We start from the raw sequence: 18,778 nt of genomic DNA, 5'->3' as shown, positions 1-18,778 counted from the left end.
CGCCGTGACGCAAACCCTCGCCGAAGCGCAACCGGACACCCAGGTGGCCCAGGCCCTGGCCCTGCACCGGGCCGGAGACCTCGCGGGGGCCGAACCGCTCTACCGCGCCGTCCTCGCCGCCCATCCCCGGCACTTCGGCGCCCTGCACCTGCTGGGCCTCCTGCGCGCGATGGCGGGGGACCCGGCCAGCGCCGTGCCCCTTCTGGAAGCGGCAGTCGCGGCGGACCCGCGGCACGGCTTCGTCCACAACAACCTCGGCAACGCCCTGGTGGAACTGGACCGTGCCGATGAGGCCCTGAAAGCCTTCGACCGCGCCCTCGCCCTCGTCCCCGGCATGGCCGAGGCCCGGGTCGGCCGGGGCAACGCCCTTCAATCCCTGAACCGCCACGCCGAAGCACTCGCCGAGCTGGATCGGGCCGCCGCCGAAGGCGCCGACATGCCGGAACTGCACAACAACCGCGGCAACGCCCTGCGCGCCCTGGGGCGCGCCGCCGAGGCCCTGGCCGCCTACGACGCTGCCCTCCTTCGCAACCCCGCCTACCCCGCGGCCCACGGCAACCGCGCCACCGCCCTGGTGGACCTGGACCGCGACGTGGAGGCGCTGGCGAGCACCATCATCGCCCTCGCCCTCCGCCCCGGAGACCCGGGCTACCTCAACACCCAGGGCGTCGCGCTGCGCGCCCTGAAGCGGCCGGAGGAGGCGCTGGAGAGCTTCGACCGCGCCCTGGCGGCGGATCCCCGCCTCGTCAACGCCCATTCCGGCCGCGCCGCCGCCCTCTCCGACCTCAACCGGCATGAGGAGGCGCTGGCCGCCGCTGACACCGCCCTCGCCCTCTCCGGCGGCGGCGCCGCGCACCGCAACCGCGCCGCCGCCCTCGCCCTCCTCGGCCGTCACGCAGAGGCGGAGGCGGCGGACGGCGCCGCCCTCCGCGCCGATCCCGCCTGCGCCGAGGCCTGGAACGGCCGGGGCAACGCCCTGACGGAGCTCGGCCGCTTCGAGGAAGCGCTGGAGTGCTTCGACCAGGCCGAGTCCCTGTTCCCCGGCAGCCGCAGCATTCCCTACAACCGCGGCAATGCGATGCGCGGCCTCAACCGCCACCGCGACGCCATTGCCTGCTTCTTGGCGGCCCAGGCCATCGATCCGGGCTTCGCCGACGCCCGCTGGAACGAGGCGCTGAGCCGCCTGGCCCTCGGTGAACTCGAAGCGGGCTTTGCCGGCTACGAGTGGCGCTGGAGCCGCAAGGGCAATCGCCCCCATCGCCACGCCGGCTCCCCCCTGTGGCGCGGCGAGGCAATGGAGGGCCAGACCCTCCTGATCCACGCCGAGCAGGGCCTGGGCGACACGATCCAGATGGCACGCTACCTCCCGCTCGCCGCCGCGCGCGGGGCGCGGGTGGCGCTGCAGGCGCAGGGCTCCCTCCTCCCCCTCCTGCGCGGCCTTCCGGGCGTGGCGGAGCTCCTCGGCCCTGACGACCCCGCCCCGCCCCACGCGGCCCAGTGCCCGATGCTCAGCCTGCCCCTCGCCCTCGGCGCCGCCATCCCCCCGCCCGTCCCTTTCCCCGTCGATCCCGTCCGGGTCGCGGCCTGGGACGCCTCCCTCCCGCGCGGGGCGCTGCGACTGTGCATCGCCTGCTCCGGCAACCCGCAGCATCTCGGCGACCGGCACCGCTCCGTCCCGCTCCACCTCTTCGCGCCGCTGCTGGGCCCGGGCGTGCAGGGCTTCGTCGTCCAGACGGAACTGCGCGGGGCGGACGAGCCCTTCCTCGCCGCCACGGCAAACCTCACTGACCTGCGCCCCCGCCTGACGGGCTTCACGGCAACCGCCGCCGCGCTGAGCGCGATGGATGCGGTGGTCTGCGTCGATACCAGCGTGGCGCACCTCGCCGGCACGCTCGGCCTGCCCGTGCACCTGCTCCTCCCGAACCTCGCGGACTGGCGCTGGCTGCTGGAGCGGGAGGACACGCCTTGGTACCCGACGATGCGGCTGCACCGCCGCGGCCGGGACGAGCCTTGGGAGGCCGTGATCGCCCGCGTCGCCGCGGCCCTGAGGCCCCTCGCGGCACTCGCGGCCTGACCGAGTGCCCCTCTAGTCGGCCGCCTGCGAGAGCGGCCGCGCCACCTCCTCCAGCGATCGCCCCTCGGCCGCGAAGCCGAGCTTCCATTCCGTGCCCGCCGCCGCCAGCATCAGCGCGGCGCCCAGCCCGTAGCCCCAGGCGATGTCCACCCGGTCCCCGCCCTCGATGAGCCAGCCGAACAGCGCCGGCCCCACCACGCCGCCCACCAGCGTGCCGATGGCGTAGAACAGCGCGATCCCCATGGCCCGCATCTCCAGCGGGAAGCTTTCCCCCACCGTCAGATAGGCGGCGGAGGCGGCGGCCGAGGCGAAGAAGAAGATCACCGTCCAGGCCAGGGTCTGCTCCCAGGCGGAGAGCCAGCCCTGCGCGAAGGCGAAACCGGTGGCCGCCATCAGCACACCCGCCAGCGCATAGGTGCCGGTGATCATCACCCGCCGCCCCACCGTGTCGAAGAAATGCCCCAGCAGCAGCGGCCCCATCAAGTTTCCCAACGCGAAGGGCAGCATGTACCAGCCGATGCTTGCGCTCTCGATTCCGTAGAAGTTCGTCAGCACCAGCGCGTAGGTGAAGAAGATCGCGTTGTAGCAGAAGGCCTGGCAGGCCATCAGCACCAGCCCCAGCACGGCGCGCTGGGGATAGGTGCGGAACATCGTCCGCGCCACCTCGCCCAGCGTGGTGTGGCTGCGCGGGTCGATCGTGATGGGCCGCCCCACCACGGGCGGCAGCGGCCCCTTCTCCCGCTCCACCCGCTCCTCGATATCGCGGACGATCGCGTCCGCCTCCGCGCGGCGGCCATGCGTCATCAGCCAGCGCGGGCTCTCCGGGATGTAGCGCCGCAGCAGCAGGACGGAGAGCGAGAGCGCGCCGCCCACCCCGAAGGCCAACCGCCAGCCCAGCTCCGGGTTGATCACCTGCGGGTCCAGCAGCAGCAGGGATGCCGCCGCGCCCATCGCCGCCCCGCCCCAAAAAGTGCCGTTCACCGCGAGATCCGTGGTGCCCCGCCGCCGCGCCGGAATCAGCTCCTGGATCGCCGAGTTCACCGCCGCGTACTCGCCCCCGATCCCCGCCCCCGTCAGGAAACGGAAGAGCGCGAAGGACCAGAAATCCCAGGAGAAGCCCGTGGCGATCGTCGCCAGCAGGTACACCAGCACCGTCAGCGTGAAGAGCTTCTTCCGCCCCACCCGGTCCGTCAGCCACCCGAAGAACAGCGCCCCGCCCACCGCGCCGAGGAGATAGGCGGAGGCGGTCAACCCCACCTCCGTCTCCGTCAGCCGCAGGCTCGGGCTGTCCTTGATGGCGCCGGCGAGCGAGCCGACGAGCGTCACCTCCAGCCCGTCCAGCACCCAGGTCACGCCGAGCGCGACCACCACCAGCCAGTGGAACCGGGACCAGGGCAGCCGGTCCAGCCGGTGCGGGAGGTCGGTGGTGAAGCGCTCGGCGGACAATGGTCCCTCCCCGGATATCCCGGGCTCGGAACCGCCGACCGGGCGGAAGGTTACAATCGGCCGCGAAGGCGGCTCAGACCGCCGGACCGGCCTCCTCATGCGCCAGCTCCACCGCCAGCTCCGCGAAGGCCCAGTCCAGCCAGGGCAGCAGCGCCTTGATGTCCGCCGTCTCCACCGTCGCCCCGCCCCAGATCCGCAGCCCCGGCGGCGCGTCGCGGTAGGAGGCGACGTCGAGCGCCACCCCCTCCTCCTCGAGAATGGCCGCCAGCCGGCGCGCCGCCCGCGCCTGCCCCGCCGCGTCCATCGTCGCGAACCAGGGCACCGTGATCCTCAGGCAGATCGAGGTGCAGGAGCGCGTGGCCGGGTCCTCCGCCAGGAAGCCCGCCCAGCCGCTGGTCGAGACCCAGTCCGCCACCGCCGCCAGGTTTGCCTCGCTCCGCGCCACCAGCGCGTCCAGCCCGCCGATCGACTCCGCCCAGCGCAGCCCATCGATCGCGTCCTCCACGCAGAGCATGGATGGCGTGTTGATCGTCTCGCCGCGGAAAATCCCCTCGATGAGCTTCCCGCCCTTGGTCAGCCGGAACACCTTCGGCAGCGGCCGCCCGGAATCCCAGGCCTCCAGCCGCGCCACCGCGCGCGGCGAGAGCGCGAGCATCCCGTGCCCGGCCTCGCCCCCCAGCACCTTCTGCCAGGACCAGGTGACGACATCGAGCTTGTCCCAGGGCAGCCGCATCGCGAAGGCGGCCGAGGTCGCGTCGCAGATCGCCAGCCCCTCTCGATCATCTGCGATGAATTCGGCATTCACCAGCCGCACGCCCGAGGTCGTCCCGTTCCACACGAACACCGCGTCTCGGTCGGGCGCCACCGGCTCCAGCGAGGGCAGCCGCCCGTAATCCGCCTCCCGGATGCGCGCATCCGCCAGCTTCAGCTGCGACACCACGTCGGAGGCCCACTCCTTCGAGAAGCTCTCCCACACCAGCACGTCCGCGCCCCGCGCGCCGAGCACGGACCACAGCACCATCTCCACCGCGCCCGTGTCGGACCCGGGCACCACCCCCAGCCGCCAGTCCGCCGGCATCCCCAGCACGGCCTTGGAGCGCTCGATCACCTCCGCGATCCGCGCGTGCGGCACGGAAGCGCGGTGGCTGCGCCCGAGCAGCGCCCCTTCCAGCGCCGCCAGCGACCAGCCCGGCCGCTTCGCGCAGGGCCCGGAGGAGAAGCACGGGTTCCCCGGACGCACCGCGGGCCTCGCCCGTTCCAGATCCGCCGTCGCCGCCATGGCCCACCCCTCCGTCCGCCGCCCGCGCCGCCTCGCGGCAGGGCACCCGACATGCGCTAGCCCCCGCCCGCCGCCCCGGTCAAGCGAGGCCCGGCCGGCCATGCCGCGGCGCACGCAACCCGGTGCAACCTCACCCCCCTGCTCCCGTTGCGCCGGGCATGCGACATGACTCCGCCACCCTCATCATCCTTCTGGCGGTCGTCGCCGTCCTCTTCTGGTTCGTGCCGGATGTGGTGCTCATCGTCTTCGCCGGCTGCCTCCTCGCCGTCGCGCTCCGCGCGGCGGGGGAGCCGGTGGCGCGGCACCTCGGCATCGCCCCGCACTGGGGGGTGATGATCGTGGCCCTGGTTTCGCTGCTCGTTATCGGGCTGGGCACCTGGCTCGGCTTCAACAGCCTGGCGGCGCAGGCGCGGGAATTCACGCAGGCCGTGCCGCGCGTCCTGCAGCAGGGCGCCCAGCTTCTCGAAGGCCTGCCGGGATCGGAATGGCTGAAGCAGCAGGTCTCGCCGGAGAAGATGGAGCCCGCAGCCCAGGCCGCCGCCAGCGTGGCGGTGCGTGGCGTCAGCGGCACGCTCGGCGCGCTCGGCAACCTGTTGCTGATCGTCCTGCTCGGCCTCTACGTCGCCTCGGACCCCACGGTGTACCGCCGGGGCGCGCTCGCCCTCCTCGCCCCCGGCATGCGCCCGCGGGCGGAGGCGACGCTGAACGCCATGGCGCAGTCCCTGCGCGGGTGGCTGCTCGGCCAGATGTTCGGCATGGTCTTCACCGCCGTCGTGATCTTCGTCGGCCTCTGGGCCATGGGGATCCCGCTGGCCGGGCTGCTGGCCATCATGACGGGGATCTTCAACTTCATCCCCTATCTCGGCCCGGTGCTGGGCGCGGTGCCCGCCGTTCTCTTTGCCGCCTCACAGGACCCGTCGATGATCCCCTGGGTCATCGCCCTCTTCCTGGCCTCCCAGATGATCGAGGGCAATTTCCTCACGCCGATGGTACAGAGCCAGTCCAGCGACGTGCCGCCCGCGCTCCTGCTCGGCGCCCAGGCTCTGTTCGGCACGGGGCTGGGCTTCCTCGGCATCCTGCTCGCCGCGCCCATCGCCGCCGCCGCCCTGGCCGCCATCCGCATCTCCTACGTGGAGGGCTGGGTGGAGGACCCCGCCGACCAAGAGGGGGAGCGGCACATCATCCGGCCGTGAGCGCCGCCACCCGCGCCGGATCCACCGTCACCCCGTGGTCCAGCGGCCCGTGCCCGCGCCCGTACCCGGGCGCGGCGCGGATCGCCGCCGCCACATAGGCCAGCGCCCGCGCCACCGCGTCCCGCAGCCCCATGCCCTGCGCCAGCCCCGCCGCGATCGCGGAGGCCAGGGTGCAGCCCGTGCCATGGGTGTGCCGCGTCTCGATCCGCGGCCGCTCGAACACCTCCACCCCGTCCTCGGTCGCCAGCACGTCGTGCAGCACCGGCCCCTGCATGTGCCCGCCCTTCAGCAGCACCGCCGGCACGCCGAGCGTCATCAGCAGCTCCGCCGCGCGGCGCATCGCGTCCAGGTCCGGAATCGCCATGCCGGAGAGCACCTCCGCCTCCGGCAGGTTCGGCGTCAGGATCGTCGCCAGCGGCAGCAGGCGCCGCTTCAGCGTCTCCACCGCGCCCGGCTCCAGCAGCCGCGCCCCCGTCGTGGCCACCATCACCGGGTCGGCCACCAGCGGCACGCCGCAGCCCGCCAGCTCGTCGCAGACCGCGTCGATCGTCGCGGCGTCGGCCAGCATCCCCGTCTTGATGCAGTCCGCCCCGATATCCTCCAGCGACATGCGGATCTGCAGCCGCAGGAAATCCAGCGGCACGGGGTGCACGGCGCGCACCCCCTCCGTGTCCTGCGCCGTCAGCGCCGTGATGGCCGTTGCGGCGTAGGCCCCCAGCGCCGTCACCGCCTTGATGTCCGCCTGGATGCCCGCCCCGCCGCCGGAGTCCGATCCGGCGACGATCAGAACGCGCCCCCTCACTCCGCCGCCACCTTCGGCGAAGCGGCCGCCGCCCGGATCACGCCGGCCAGCCGCTCGGTCAGCGACTCCACCAGCGCCTCCTCCTCCGCCTCCACCATCACGCGGATCAGCGGCTCCGTCCCGCTCGGGCGGATCAGCACGCGCCCGCGCGCGCCCAGCTCCGCCTCCGCCGACGCGATCGCCTCCTCCACCCGCGGATCGGCCAGCGGGCTGCCGCCGGCGTGGCGCACGTTCACCAGCTTCTGCGGCAGCGGCCCGAAGCGGCGCAGCATCTCGCTCGCCGGCTTCCCTTCCTCCACCAGCACGGCCAGGACCTGCAGCGCCGCCACCAGCCCATCCCCCGTGGTGCCGTACTCCGAGAGGATGACGTGCCCGGACTGCTCGCCGCCGAGATTGCAGCCCCGCTCGCGCATCGCCTCGCCCACGTAGCGGTCCCCCACCTTGGTCCGGTGGAGCTTCAGCCCCCTGCCCTGGAGGAACCGTTCCAGCCCGAGGTTGGACATGACAGTCGCCACCACCTCGCCCCCGCGCAGCCGCCCCTGCGACGCCCAGGAGGAGGCGATGAGGGCCAGGATCTGGTCCCCGTCCACCACCACGCCCGTCTCGTCCACCAGCACCAGCCGGTCCGCATCGCCGTCCAGCGCGATGCCGAGGTCGGCCCGGCGCTCCCGCACCAGAGTCGCCAGCGCGCCCGGCGCCGTGCTGCCGCAACCGTCGTTGATGTTGAACCCGTCCGGCGCCACGCCCACCGGCACCACCTCGGCGCCCAGCTCCCACAGCACCGTCGGCGCGACCTTGTAGGCGGCGCCGTTCGCGCAATCGACGACGATCCGCAGCCCTTCCAGGCTCCGCCCGCGCGGGAAGCTCGCCTTCACCGCCTCGATGTAGCGCCCCGGCGCGTCCTCGAGCCGGGAGGCGCGGCCGAGCTTGCCCGGCCCCGCCAGGGCGGAGGCCAGGTCGCCCGCCATCAACGCCTCGATCGCCTCCTCCTGCGCGTCGGAGAGCTTCAGCCCGTCCGGCCCGAACAGCTTGATCCCGTTGTCGTGGAAGGGGTTGTGGGAAGCGCTGATCATCACCCCGAGATCGGCCCGCAGGCTCCGCGTCAGCAGCGCGATGGCCGGCGTGGGCAGCGGCCCCACCAGCACCACGTCCATCCCCGCGCCCACGAAGCCGGCCGTCAGCGCCGGCTCCAGCATGTAGCCGGAGAGCCGCGTGTCCTTGCCGATTACCACCCGGTGGCGGTGGCCGCCGCGGTTGAAGTAGCGCCCGGCCGCCTGCCCCAGGCGCAGGGCCGTCGCCGCATCCATGGGCGCGCGGTTGGCCACGCCCCGGATCCCGTCCGTGCCGAACAAGCGTCTCGCGCCGTCACCCATGCTCGTGCCTCCCGCCTCCGGCCCTCTGTCTAGCGCAACCCGCTGCGTGGCGGCAGGGAGGGGCTCAGGCCCCGGCCAGCGCCCGCCGGTGCGCCTCCATCCCCTCCTCCGGGATCATGGCGCAGAGGTCCACGGCCCCCGGCAGGAAGCGTCGCACCGGAAGCGGCCCCGGCCGGCGGCGCAGGATGAAGCCGGCGATCGCCAGCCGCGGCACCTCCTCCGGCCCGAGGGGGGAGGATTTGCTGGAGGCGTTCATCTCCGCCGGCCCGTCGCGCAGCACCTCCAGCCGCAGCCGGCCGCCCTGCGGGCCGACGCCGCGGCGCAGCGGCCAGATCGCGAGCATGGGCTTCTCCCGGCGGGGATCATTTTCCTTCACCGAGACGAAGATGCTCGTGCTGCCCTCCCCGCTCACCCGCAGCACGCCGCGGCTGAGGTTGAAGTCGGCGATGACGGAGATCGCCTCCCACCCCTCCTCCAGCCGCATCTCCACGATCTCGTCGCCCTCCATCAGGACGAGCGTGCCCTCGATCAGCGCCGTGCTCCGCACCACGCTCCGCACCGGCCCCAGGGCGCGCGCGGCAAGTTCGGCCAGCCCCAGGGCGACCCCCTGCTCCTCCTCCACCGGCCCCGGCCGCGCCCCGGCCAGAACCTGGCGCAGAACCGGCCCCAGTTCGCGGCCGAGCACGGTGGAGACGGGAACCTCGATGTGCATGTTGTCCCGGAACAGCCGGAAGGGCGGCGCGCCCGGTCCCGCCAGCCGGTCCAGGAAGTCGTAGCCGTCGAGGAACGGCAGGGCGTAGCGCTCCGCCAGGTCGCGGTAGATCGCGCGCACCGGGCCGCCCCCGCGCGCCCGCAGGCTCTCTACGGGAAGAATGACCAGCACGGGCAGGCAGCCCGCGGCGGAGAGCTCCGACACCGCCCAGCCGATCGCCGCCCGTACCCGCCCCTCATCCAGCATCCGGCCGCCGAGGAGGGTGGCGTCGTTGCAGGCGAATTCCAGCAGGCAGAGGTCGTAGCCGGCCGGCTCAAACTGCGGCCGGCGGAAGGCGAAGAGCTCGCTCGGGCACATCCCCAGGCAGGCGCTGTCCACGGCGGCGAAGCCGGGATCCTCGCCCAGCGCCCTGAGATAGCCCGAGACGGCGACGCTGTTGGAGGTACCGATGGCAAAGACGCGCGGCCGCGCCGCCCCGCCGGGCCCGGCCCCGCTCAGCCCTGCGGCTCCGGCGGCCCGCCCGCGCAGGCCCGCCAGAGCCGGAGCGCCGCCACCGTCTCCGCCACGTCGTGCACGCGCAGCATCGCGGCCCCGCGCGCCGCGGCGGAGACGGCCACGCCAAGGCTCCCCGCCATCCGGTCCCGCGGGCCCGACGCGCCGGAGAGCGTGCCGACGAAGCGCTTGCGCGACGCGCCGACAAGGATCGGGCAGCCCAGGTTCAGCAGCACCGGCAGCCGGTCCAGCAGCTCCAGATTGTGCTCCATCGTCTTGCCGAAGCCGATCCCGGGGTCCACCGCGATCCGGTGGCGCGGGATCCCCGCCGCCTCGCAGGCCTCGATCCGCGCGGCCAGGAACTCCAGCACCTCCAGCGCCACGTCCGCGTACTCGGCGTGCTGCTGCATCGTGGCCGGCTCGGTGCCGGGCATGTGCATCAGCACCACCGGGCACCCGGCATCCGCCACCACCGCCATCGCCTCCGGGTCGTGCCGCAGGGCGGAGACGTCGTTCACCACCTCGGCCCCGGCCTCCAGCGCCGCGCGCATGGTGGCGGCGTGGCGGGTGTCCACGCTCACCGGGGCGTCCTTCGCGATCTCCCGGATCACCGGCAGAATCCGCGCGATCTCCGCCTCCGGATCCACCGGCGCCGCGCCGGGGCGGGTGCTCTCCCCGCCCACGTCGATCATGTCGGCGCCCGCTTCCAGCATGGCGTTTGCCGCCATGATGGCCGCCCGCGGGTCGGCGTAGCGGCCGCCGTCGGAGAAGCTGTCCGGCGTCACGTTCAGCACGCCCATCACCAGCGGCCGGCCCAGGGCCGCCGCATCGGGCAGGCCGGCAAAGGGCGCGGGCGCGTTGGTGAGCGCGAGGACCGCCGCCTGCCAGTCCTCGGGCGTGTCCACGGCGGGGATCAGCCCCAGCGTCGCCCCGCCCTCGATCAGCCGGACTAGGGTGAAAGCCGTCCCCCCGCCCTCCAGCGGCACGGCGGCACCGGCGGCCACGGCGGCCAGGGCGCCGCGCCCGTGCAGGAGCCCCATCGGTTCGACCCAGCGCGCCATCGGCCCTCCCCTCGTCCGGGAATCGACACCCCCGGACGGAAACGGGGGCCGCATAGGGCCCCCGTTCCATTGAAGCGCTTCGCGGAGCCCCGCACCAGAGGGTGGCTCAGGCCCCCGCCGGCTGCATCCCGCCCGTGTCCGGACGGGGGTTGGGACGGCCGGAGCTGGGCACGCTGCCCCGCCCCTGGTTCACCGGCTCGTCCGGCCGGTCCCGCACGATCGGGTCGCCGCGCAGCAGGCTCTTGATCTCGTCGCCCGAGAGGGTCTCGTACTCCAGCAGCCCCTTGGCCAGGGCGTGCAGGTCCTCGATCCGCTCGGTCAGCGTCTTCTTCGCGCGCTGGTAGGCCGTGTCGATGATCGAGCGGATCTCGCTGTCGATCGCCTGCGCCGTCGCCTCGGAGAGGTTCTTCGACTGCGTCACCGAATGCCCCAGGAACACCTCCTGGTCGTTCGAGCCGTAGGCGACCATGCCGATCTTGTCGGACATGCCCCACTCCGTGACCATCCGGCGCGAGAGGTCGGTCGCCATCTTGATGTCGCCCGAGGCACCGTTGGACACCTTGTCCGCCCCGAAGATGATCTCCTCCGCGACGCGGCCACCCATGGCCATTGCCAGCTCGGCGTTCATCTTGGACTTGTGCTTGGAGTAGCGGTCGCCCTCCGGCAGGGACATCACCAAGCCCAGCGCGCGGCCGCGCGGGATGATGGTGGCCTTGTGGACGGGGTCGCACTCCTCCTCGCTCATCGCGATCAGGGCGTGGCCGGCCTCGTGATAGGCCGTCATCCGCTTCTCGGCCTCGCTCATGACCAGCGAGCGGCGCTCGCTGCCCATCAGCACCTTGTCCTTGGCCTGCTCGAACTCGTGCATGCCCACCGTGCGGCGCCCGGTGCGAGCCGCCAGCAGCGCCGCCTCGTTCACGAGGTTCGCCAGGTCGGCGCCCGAGAAGCCCGGCGTGCCGCGCGCGATCACCTTCGGCTCCACGTCGGAGGCCAGGGGAACCTTCCGCATGTGCACCCGCAGGATACGCTCGCGCCCGTTCACGTCGGGGTTCGGCACCACGACCTGCCGGTCGAAGCGGCCGGGGCGCAGCAGCGCCGGGTCCAGCACGTCCGGCCGGTTGGTCGCCGCGATGATGATGACGCCCTCGTTGGACTCGAAGCCGTCCATCTCCACCAGCATCTGGTTCAGCGTCTGCTCGCGCTCGTCATTGCCGCCGCCCAGCCCGGCGCCGCGATGGCGGCCCACCGCGTCGATCTCGTCGATGAAGATGATGCAGGGCGCGTTCTTCTTGCCCTGCTCGAACATGTCGCGCACGCGGCTGGCGCCGACGCCCACGAACATCTCCACGAAGTCGGAGCCGGAGATGGTGAAGAAGGGCACGTTCGCCTCGCCGGCGACCGAGCGCGCCAGCAGCGTCTTGCCCGTGCCGGGGGGGCCGACCAGCAGCACGCCCTTGGGGATCTTGCCGCCCAGGCGCTGGAACTTCTGCGGGTCGCGCAGGAAGTCCACCACCTCCTCTAGCTCGCTCTTCGCCTCCTCGATGCCCGCCACGTCCTCGAAGGTGACGCGGCCCTGCTTCTCGGTCAGCAGCTTCGCCTTGGACTTGCCGAAGCCCATGGCCCGCCCGCCGCCGCCCTGCATCTGGCGCATGAAGAAGACCCAAACGCCGATCAGCAGCAGCATCGGGAACCAGGAGATGAGGATCTGGAAGAGCGGGTTCACGTCGCTCTCCTCCGGCCGCGCCACCACGCGCACGCCCTTCTCCGTCAGCCGCTGGATCAGCTGAGGATCCTCGGGCGTGTAGGTGCTGAAGGTCCGCCCGTCCTGGAGCTGGCCGGAGACAATGCGCCCCTGGATGGTGGCGTCCCGCACATGGCCCTGCTGAACTTCGTTCAGGAAGTCGGAGTAAGCCACCTGCATCCCGCGCTGCGAGGAATTCCCCGAGGGCTGAAACAGGTTGAACAGCGCCACGAGCAGCAGGGCGACGATCACCCAGAGCGCGAGGTTGCGGCCGAAATTGTTCACGTGACGGTCCCGATCCTTGGCCGGTCCTGCCGGCTCAGCGAACAAGATAGGGATGCCCGGCTCTACATGGAACCACCGCATGACAGCGCTTTCACGCGATGGGTCCCGATTCCGGCCGGAACTCCACCCGCCAGCCCGGCCCGGGTCCTGGCCCGGCCACCACCTGCCCGGCCGCGTCCCACAGCACCGGCAGCCCCGCCACCACGAAGCCCGGCAGGCCCGGGCGGGCCGCGCCCGCCCCGCCGCGGGCGAAGCCCGGCCCTGCCGCACCGACCGACGCCGCCTCCGGCGCCTCCACCACCCGCCACCGCCCGTCCCACACCTTGCCCGGTGCCGCGGCCACGCGCGGCGCGCAGCGCCCGGGCTCCCGACCGATGAACCGCCCTCGCCAGAACGCCCCGCCCAGGCTGCCGCCCCCCCGCGCCAGCATCGCGGCCACCGCCGCCCGCGCTGGCGGGTGCGCCCCCCCGCCCAGGGCCTGCACCAGCACCGAGAGCGCCGCCTCGGCCACGGGGTCCCGCCCCAGCGCCGGCCCGTCCAGCACCGCCCACCCTTCCGGCCGGAAGCCAGCGCACGCTGCCAGCCTCTCCGCCACCGCCGCCCGCAGCCGCGCCCGCCTCGCCCCGAAGGCCCCGGCCGCCTCCACCAGCGCCGCCACCCCCGGCCCTTCGCCGCCCGGGTCACCCAGGGAGCGCCGCAGCCGGGCGCGGGCAAAGCGCGGATCGTCGTTGGAGGGATCGCGAACCGGCACCAGCCCGCGCGCGGCCAGGAAACGCTCGATCGCAGACGGCGCCACCCCCAGCAGGGGCCGCAGGATCATTACCCCGCCCGCCGGCCGCGCGGCCGCCATGCCCGCCAGCCCCGCCACGCCCGATCCGCGCAGCGCCCGGAATACCAATGTCTCCGCCTGATCCGCCCGGTGCTGCCCCAGCAGCAGCCAGGGCGCCCCCGCCGCCTCGGCCGCGCCCGCCAGGGCCGCCAGCCGCGCCACCCGCGCCCGCTCGTGCAGCCCAGATCCCGGCAACAGACCCAGCGGCAGCACCCGCGCCTCAATCCCGATCCGGGAGAGGCGCGCCGCCACCCCGGTCGCCTCGGCGGCGCTCTCCGCCCGCAGCCCGTGATCGGCCACCAGCGCCAGCACCCGCCCACCGCGCCCGGCGGCCCATCCGGCAGCCAGCACCGCAAGGGCAAGACTATGCGGCCCGCCCGAGACACCCGCCGCCAGCAAGGGCGAGGCCCCGAACGGCCCCAGCCCCGCCATCGCGGCCGCGAAATCCGCTTCCAGTCCCCCCGGCGGCGCTGCCGCCGGCACGGCCCTTAACGGCAGCCGGCGCGCTGCCGCGCCTGGGCTGCCCGGTCCGCCTGCGCCCCCGCCAGCCGCGGGAAGCCCGTCCGCAGGTTGTCCAGCGTCTGGCAGGCCTCGACCTTGGCGTTGAAGCCGTTGAACGCGTTCGCCAGCCCGATCAGCGCGTCCGGCGCCCGGCCGGAGGAGCGCGCCCGGCGATAGGCGTCGTCATAGGCCAAGGCCGCGCCCTGGAAGTCGCGCTTGCCCATCAGCGAATCACCGAGCAGCACGCCCGCATCCTGCCCCCGCGCGGTGGAGCGGGAGGCCAGCACCTCGCGCGCGGCCGACTCGGCCGCCGCGTAGTCGCGGCGCCCCAGCGCCGTCTGTCCCTCGCGCAGCGCGATCTCCGGCGTGCGGGGCGCCGGCGCCGCCGGCTGGCCCGGCGGGGGGGCTGGAGCATCACCCGGCGGGGTCAGCGCGCCCTGCTGCTGCCCGCCGGCCGGTCGCCCCGCCGGGGGGGCTCCTCCGGCCGGTGCCGCGCCGCCACCCCGGCCTTCCAGCGCGTTGAAGCGGTACTCCATGTCGCCCTGCAGCTTCTCCAGCCGCTCCTGCAGGGTGCGGTTCTGGTACTCCGCCTGCTCGGCGCGGCCGCGCTGCCGCCGCACCTCCTCCTCCAGGTCGCCCACGCGCCCCAGGAGCTGGCCGACGATCTCGTTGCCCGCCGCGGGCGCGCCGCCGCGCCCGGGCGGCGGCAGCTGCGCCTGCGGGTAACCGCCCCCGCCGCCGCGCCGCATCAGCTCCAGCTCCTGCCGCAGCTGCAGGATCTGGTTCTGCAGGAAGATGCCCTCCCGGCTCTCCGCCTGCGCCAGGGCGCCGCCGGCCGGCACCAGCCCGGCCAGCACCGCCCCTGCCATCAGCAGGCCCCTGAGCGGAAAGCGTCTGAGCGGAAAGCGTCGGGTCCGTCGCATCCCTGAAATCCCCTCGAAGCGCGCCGCGTCCTCGGCGCACCCATCCACGGCGCGGCCCGGCCGCGCCCAATCATTGGTTCCGCCCGCGAACGCGGGCAAGCATCGGTTCACCCCGCGGAAGCGGGCGAGCCGGGATCTCCGCACGCCGGAGGAGCGGGCAAGGCCCGGCGCGCGGGGCGCCGGGCCATCCGCGATCAGCGGCCCCTTAGCGGACCGTCGTCACCGCGCGGCGGTTCTGCGCCCAGGACCCCTCGTCGGAGCCGAGCGCCGCCGGGCGGTCCTTGCCGTAGGACACGGTCTGGATGCGCTGGCCGGAGACGCCGGCCGCCACCAGCAGGTCGCGCGCGTTGTTGGCGCGGCGCTGGCCGAGGGCGAGGTTGTACTCGCGGGTGCCGCGCTCGTCGGCATGGCCCTCCATGTACACCGTCACCTGCGGGTAGCGGGCCAGCCAGGCGGCCTGGCGCCCCAGGACGTCGCGGCCATCGGCGCGCACTTGGCTGCTGTCGGTGTCGAAGAACACGCGGTCGCCGACATTCGCCACCAGGTCCTCCTGGCTGCCCGGGCGGGCATTGCCGGCGCCCATGCCGCCGGCGCCCGCCAGCCCGCCCGAGCCGCCGGCGCCGGTCGCCGCCGCGTTCTGGTCCTCGTTCGAGCAGGCGGAAAGCAGGGCGATGGCGCCCAGCGCCGCCAGAATCTTCACGTTCATCATGCGCTCCTGTGGAAAGGTTTCGTTCGAAAGGCGATCAGGCCAACAAAGGTGACCAGGACGGATCGGTTGCATCGGTCGGCGTGACGATCTGCCGCTCGTTGAAGCCGGCGATGTCGATCTGCGCCAGCCGGGCGGAGTAGCCCTGCCCCCGCGCCCCGCTCGCCCGGCTCTCGCGGTAGAAGGCAAGAACGCGGCCGTTCGGCGCGAAGGTCGGCCCCTCCATGCCCCAGCCCTCGGAGAGGATGCGCTCGCCGGAGCCGTCCGGCCGCATCACGCCGATGCCGAACTGCCCGCCGGAGATGCGCGTGAAGGCGATCAGGTCCCCGCGCGGCGACCACACCGGCGTCGCGTAGCGACCGCGCCCGAAGGAGATGCGCCGCGCGCCCCCGCCGCCCGCGGACATGACGTAGAGCTGCTGGTCCCCGCCCCGGTCGGAGTTGAAGACGATCTGCGACCCGTCCGGGCTGTAGCAGGGCGAGACGTCCAGCCCGCCGCCGGAGGTGAGCTGCCGTTGCGCGCCCGATCCGGCATCGACGGCGTAGATGTTGGCGTCCCCGCCCGTGGCGTAGGAGAGCACCACCGTCCGCCCGTCCGGGCTGAAGCGCGGCGAGAGCGTCATGCCCGGGAAGGAGCCGAGCACGCGCGAAGAACCGCTGTTCAGGTCGAACAGGTACACGCGCGGCTGGTTCTGGAAGTAGGACATAAACACGATCTGCTGCGCGTTCGGGTGGAAGCGCGGCGAGAGCACCTGGAACGATCCGTCCGTCAGGAAGCGGTTGTTCTCCCCGTCCTGGTCCATGATCGCCAGGCGCCGCGTGCGCCGGTCGCGCGGCCCGCTCTCGGCCACGTAGACGATGCGCGTGTCGAAATAGCCCTTCTCGCCCAGCAGCCGCTCGTAGATCACGTCCGAGATGAGGTGCGCGATGCGGCGCCACTGCGCGGCCGGCGCCGTGAAGGCGGTGCCCTGGATCTGCAACTCGGGCAGCACGTCCCACAGGCGGAACTCCACCCGCAGCCGCCCCCCCTGGTCCTCCACCCGCCCCGTCACCAGCGCGTTCGCGCCGATCACCCGCCAGTCCTGGAAGCGCGGGGTCGCGGCCGCGGCCTCGGCGCTCTGGATGAAGGCGGCGTTGTCCACGGGGCGGAACAGGCCGGAGTTGCGCAGGTTGGCCTGGATCACGCGGGCGATATCGGCACCGCGCCCGCCGCCCGCCAGGGCCGGAACGGCGATCGGGACAGGATCGGTGCGGGCCTTCGTGATGTCGATCACGGCGCCCGCCTGGCCGCCCTGTCCACTGGGGGCGGTGCCCTGTGCGCGCGCGGTGGCCGGCACGGTGAGAAGCGCGGCGCCACCCAGGATCAGGCCACGCCGATCGGTCGTCATCATGGATGCGAAACCTCGGAGCTGCGGAGGGGGGAAAGAGCCGAAGCCGGGCCAGGGCGCAAGCCACCCCGCCCGGAATCGGCCCCGACCTGCCGGAAGTTGATGGGGGGCGCGGGCATCAACGCGTCAGCCCGCGCGGGTTGAAGCGGAAGATGGCGTTGTTGATCGCCGCCAGCTTGTCCCGCGGGAAGGGCAGCGGGGAGCAGCGCGGATCCATCAGCGCGCGCCGCGCCGCCTCGAACACCGCCCGCGCCCGGGGATCGGTGGGGATGCCGCTGGCCGGGCGCACCACGCGCACCGTCCCGCTCGCATCCGCCTCCACCTTCAGCTCCACCACGATGGAGGCGATATCGGGCGCCCCGGCATCCACGGACCAGCACTCGCTGATCTTGTCCGCCACGCCCCGGATCTCGCCGGAGGTGAGCGCGGCCGTCCCCGTCGGCGCCCCGCCGCCCCGGGCGGGCGCGCCCGCCGCCGGGTTCACGCGGCTCGTCGGCGCCTGGTTCTGCGCCTGGGCCGCGCGCAGCCGCTCCAGCGTGTTCTGCACGGAGTTGCTGTTCTCCGCCGGGTTCCGCACGGGCGGCGTCTGCCCCGTGCCCGGGCGGTTGTTGCTGTCCCGCGCCGGCGGCACGGGCGGCTGGTTCGGCACGGCGTTCGGCCGCGGCGGCGCGGGCGGGGCCGGCGGGCTGGCCGCCGCCTGCTGCTGCGTGGGCTGCGGCGGCGCCGGGGGAGAGGGCGGCGCGGGCGGGGTCTGGGCCGCCTGCCGCGGCGGCGTGGGCGCGGCCGGGCGCGGCGGCGCCGGGGGCGTCGGCGTCGGCGGCGTCTGCTGGGCCTGCTGCTGCACCCCGTCCGGCATCGGCGGGGCGGGCGGCGGCGGCAGGGGAAGCGGCGGCAGCGGCGGGGCGGGCGGCGATGCCTGGGCCTGCTGCTGCGCGGGCGCGGGCGGTGATGGCCGCGGCGGGGTCGGGGCCGGCGGCGCGGGGGTGGGCGCGGGCGGCGCCGGCAGCGGCGGCACGGCCGTCGGCGTGGGCGGCACCGGCGTCGGCGGGGCCGGCATCGGCGGCGCGGCCGGGTTCGGCGGCGGGGGCGGCGGCAGCGGCGTCGGCGGCTCGTTCCGCGGCGGCTCGGGCGGCGTGGGGCTCGGCGTCGGGGTGGGCGGCGTCTGCTCCGGCGCGGGTGGGGCCGGCAGGGGCAGCGCCTCCGGCGCCTGGGCCAGCTGCGGCATGTCCGGCGTCACCACCTCGACCGGCACCGCCGTCTCCATCGGCTCCGGAAGGTCGCGGCCGGGCAGCTCGATCAGCAGCAGCGCGAAGACGAGGGCGTGCGCCGCCAGCGACGCCACCAGCCAGGGGCGAAGCCGGTCGCCGCCCCCATTCATCACGCCCCCCCCGTGCATCACGCCCTGCGCCCCCGACATCGCCTGCTACCGCCTCGGGGCGCCCGCCGGGGCCGCCGGGGCTGTGACGGCAGGGGCGGTGGCGGCAGGGGCCGCCCCGCGCGCGGGCGCGGCGCCGGCCGGGCGGGCCGGCGCGCCCGCCGGCTGCTCCGCCAGCAGCGCGACGCGGGAGAAGCCGGCAGAGGAGACGATCCCCATCACCTCCATGATCTTGCCGTAGGCGATGCTCCGGTCTCCGCGCACGAAGATGCGCCGCTCCGGCTGGCCCTGCGGCTGGTTCTCCATGATGGCGCGGAGCTGCGGCACCAGCCCCTCTGCCTGCACCTCCGTCTCCTGCAGGAAGATCCGCCCCTCCGGGTTGATGGAGACGGTGATCGGCTCTTGCTCCTGGTTCAGCGCGGCCGCCTGGGTCTTCGGCAGGTCCACCGGCACGCCCACCGTCATCAGCGGCGCCGCCACCATGAAGATGATCAGCAGCACGAGCATCACGTCCACCAGCGGGGTGACGTTGATCTCGGCCATGGGCCGGCGGCGGCGCCCGCCGCGCCCGCCTCCGGTCTGGATCGAGGCGGCCATCG

Annotated in this window: 15 protein-coding genes; 2 read left to right on the top strand and 13 right to left on the bottom strand. The window is 74.1% G+C overall.

Translation table 11 applies throughout. From position 1 onward, the window contains the following. Positions 1-4 precede the first annotated feature (4 nt). Positions 5-2,074 (top strand): tetratricopeptide repeat protein, encoded by a 2,070-nt coding sequence (locus VQH23_RS18000; protein WP_338662108.1) that lies wholly within the window; start codon positions 5-7, stop codon positions 2,072-2,074. A gap of 12 nt (positions 2,075-2,086) precedes the next feature. Here the strand turns inward: VQH23_RS18000 and VQH23_RS17995 are convergent, their stop codons facing one another. Together VQH23_RS17995 and VQH23_RS17990 are read right to left on the bottom strand one after the other, a co-directional pair. Further along, entirely contained in the window at positions 2,087-3,619 is a 1,533-nt protein-coding gene (locus VQH23_RS17995; protein ID WP_408904224.1) for an MFS transporter, read from the bottom strand. Then, positions 3,594-4,799, bottom strand: a complete 1,206-nt coding sequence (locus tag VQH23_RS17990) for a phosphoserine transaminase (protein ID WP_338662106.1) — start codon at positions 4,797-4,799, stop codon at positions 3,594-3,596. Before VQH23_RS17990 ends, VQH23_RS17995 begins: the two co-directional genes overlap by 26 nt. A gap of 158 nt (positions 4,800-4,957) precedes the next feature. Here VQH23_RS17990 and VQH23_RS17985 point away from each other — a divergent pair, with 158 nt between their 5' ends. Then, positions 4,958-5,992, top strand: coding sequence for an AI-2E family transporter (locus tag VQH23_RS17985; protein WP_338662105.1), 1,035 nt, complete (start codon positions 4,958-4,960; stop codon positions 5,990-5,992). Here VQH23_RS17985 and thiD read toward each other — a convergent pair. From thiD to tolR, 11 genes are all read right to left on the bottom strand, one after another. Continuing rightward, on the bottom strand, positions 5,979-6,794 hold the full coding sequence (gene thiD, locus VQH23_RS17980; protein ID WP_338662104.1) for a bifunctional hydroxymethylpyrimidine kinase/phosphomethylpyrimidine kinase: 816 nt from the start codon (positions 6,792-6,794) through the stop codon (positions 5,979-5,981). The genes VQH23_RS17985 and thiD overlap by 14 nt on opposite strands. Continuing rightward, a complete protein-coding gene (gene glmM / locus VQH23_RS17975) occupies positions 6,791-8,167 on the bottom strand; it encodes a phosphoglucosamine mutase (protein ID WP_338662103.1) in 1,377 nt (458 codons plus the stop codon). The genes thiD and glmM overlap by 4 nt, the downstream gene beginning before the upstream one ends. Before the next feature lie 64 nt (positions 8,168-8,231). Then, positions 8,232-9,257, bottom strand: a complete 1,026-nt coding sequence (locus tag VQH23_RS17970; RefSeq protein ID WP_338662102.1) for a hypothetical protein — start codon at positions 9,255-9,257, stop codon at positions 8,232-8,234. A gap of 116 nt (positions 9,258-9,373) precedes the next feature. Beyond that, complete coding sequence (gene folP / locus VQH23_RS17965) at positions 9,374-10,432, bottom strand: dihydropteroate synthase (RefSeq protein WP_338662101.1); 1,059 nt, start codon at positions 10,430-10,432, stop codon at positions 9,374-9,376. Positions 10,433-10,538: 106 nt separating this feature from the next. Continuing rightward, positions 10,539-12,458 (bottom strand): ATP-dependent zinc metalloprotease FtsH, encoded by a 1,920-nt coding sequence (gene ftsH / locus VQH23_RS17960; RefSeq protein WP_338662100.1) that lies wholly within the window; start codon positions 12,456-12,458, stop codon positions 10,539-10,541. Positions 12,459-12,549: 91 nt separating this feature from the next. Then, the gene (tilS, locus tag VQH23_RS17955) at positions 12,550-13,770 is read right to left on the bottom strand and encodes a tRNA lysidine(34) synthetase TilS (protein WP_338662099.1); all 1,221 of its coding nucleotides are present in this window, start codon (positions 13,768-13,770) and stop codon (positions 12,550-12,552) included. Between the two features lie 5 nt (positions 13,771-13,775). Continuing rightward, positions 13,776-14,657: a hypothetical protein gene (locus VQH23_RS17950; RefSeq protein ID WP_338662098.1), complete on the bottom strand. Its 882-nt coding sequence runs from the start codon at positions 14,655-14,657 to the stop codon at positions 13,776-13,778. Positions 14,658-14,916: 259 nt separating this feature from the next. Continuing rightward, the gene (gene pal, locus VQH23_RS17945; protein ID WP_338662097.1) at positions 14,917-15,417 is read right to left on the bottom strand and encodes a peptidoglycan-associated lipoprotein Pal; all 501 of its coding nucleotides are present in this window, start codon (positions 15,415-15,417) and stop codon (positions 14,917-14,919) included. Positions 15,418-15,454: 37 nt separating this feature from the next. Next, positions 15,455-16,804 carry a Tol-Pal system beta propeller repeat protein TolB gene (gene tolB / locus VQH23_RS17940; RefSeq protein ID WP_408904345.1) on the bottom strand — a complete coding sequence of 450 codons (1,350 nt, stop codon included), beginning with the start codon at positions 16,802-16,804 and terminating at the stop codon, positions 15,455-15,457. 118 nt (positions 16,805-16,922) lie between these two features. After that, entirely contained in the window at positions 16,923-18,221 is a 1,299-nt protein-coding gene (locus tag VQH23_RS17935; RefSeq protein WP_338662095.1) for a hypothetical protein, read from the bottom strand. A 6-nt stretch (positions 18,222-18,227) separates the two neighbouring features. Continuing rightward, complete coding sequence (gene tolR / locus VQH23_RS17930) at positions 18,228-18,776, bottom strand: protein TolR (protein ID WP_338662094.1); 549 nt, start codon at positions 18,774-18,776, stop codon at positions 18,228-18,230. Positions 18,777-18,778: the final 2 nt, after the last annotated feature.

The sequence above is a fragment of the Pararoseomonas sp. SCSIO 73927 genome (genome assembly GCF_037040815.1).
In the GTDB taxonomy this organism is placed as follows: Bacteria; Pseudomonadota; Alphaproteobacteria; order Acetobacterales; family Acetobacteraceae; genus Roseomonas.
This window is presented reverse-complemented; position numbering and strand designations above follow the sequence as displayed.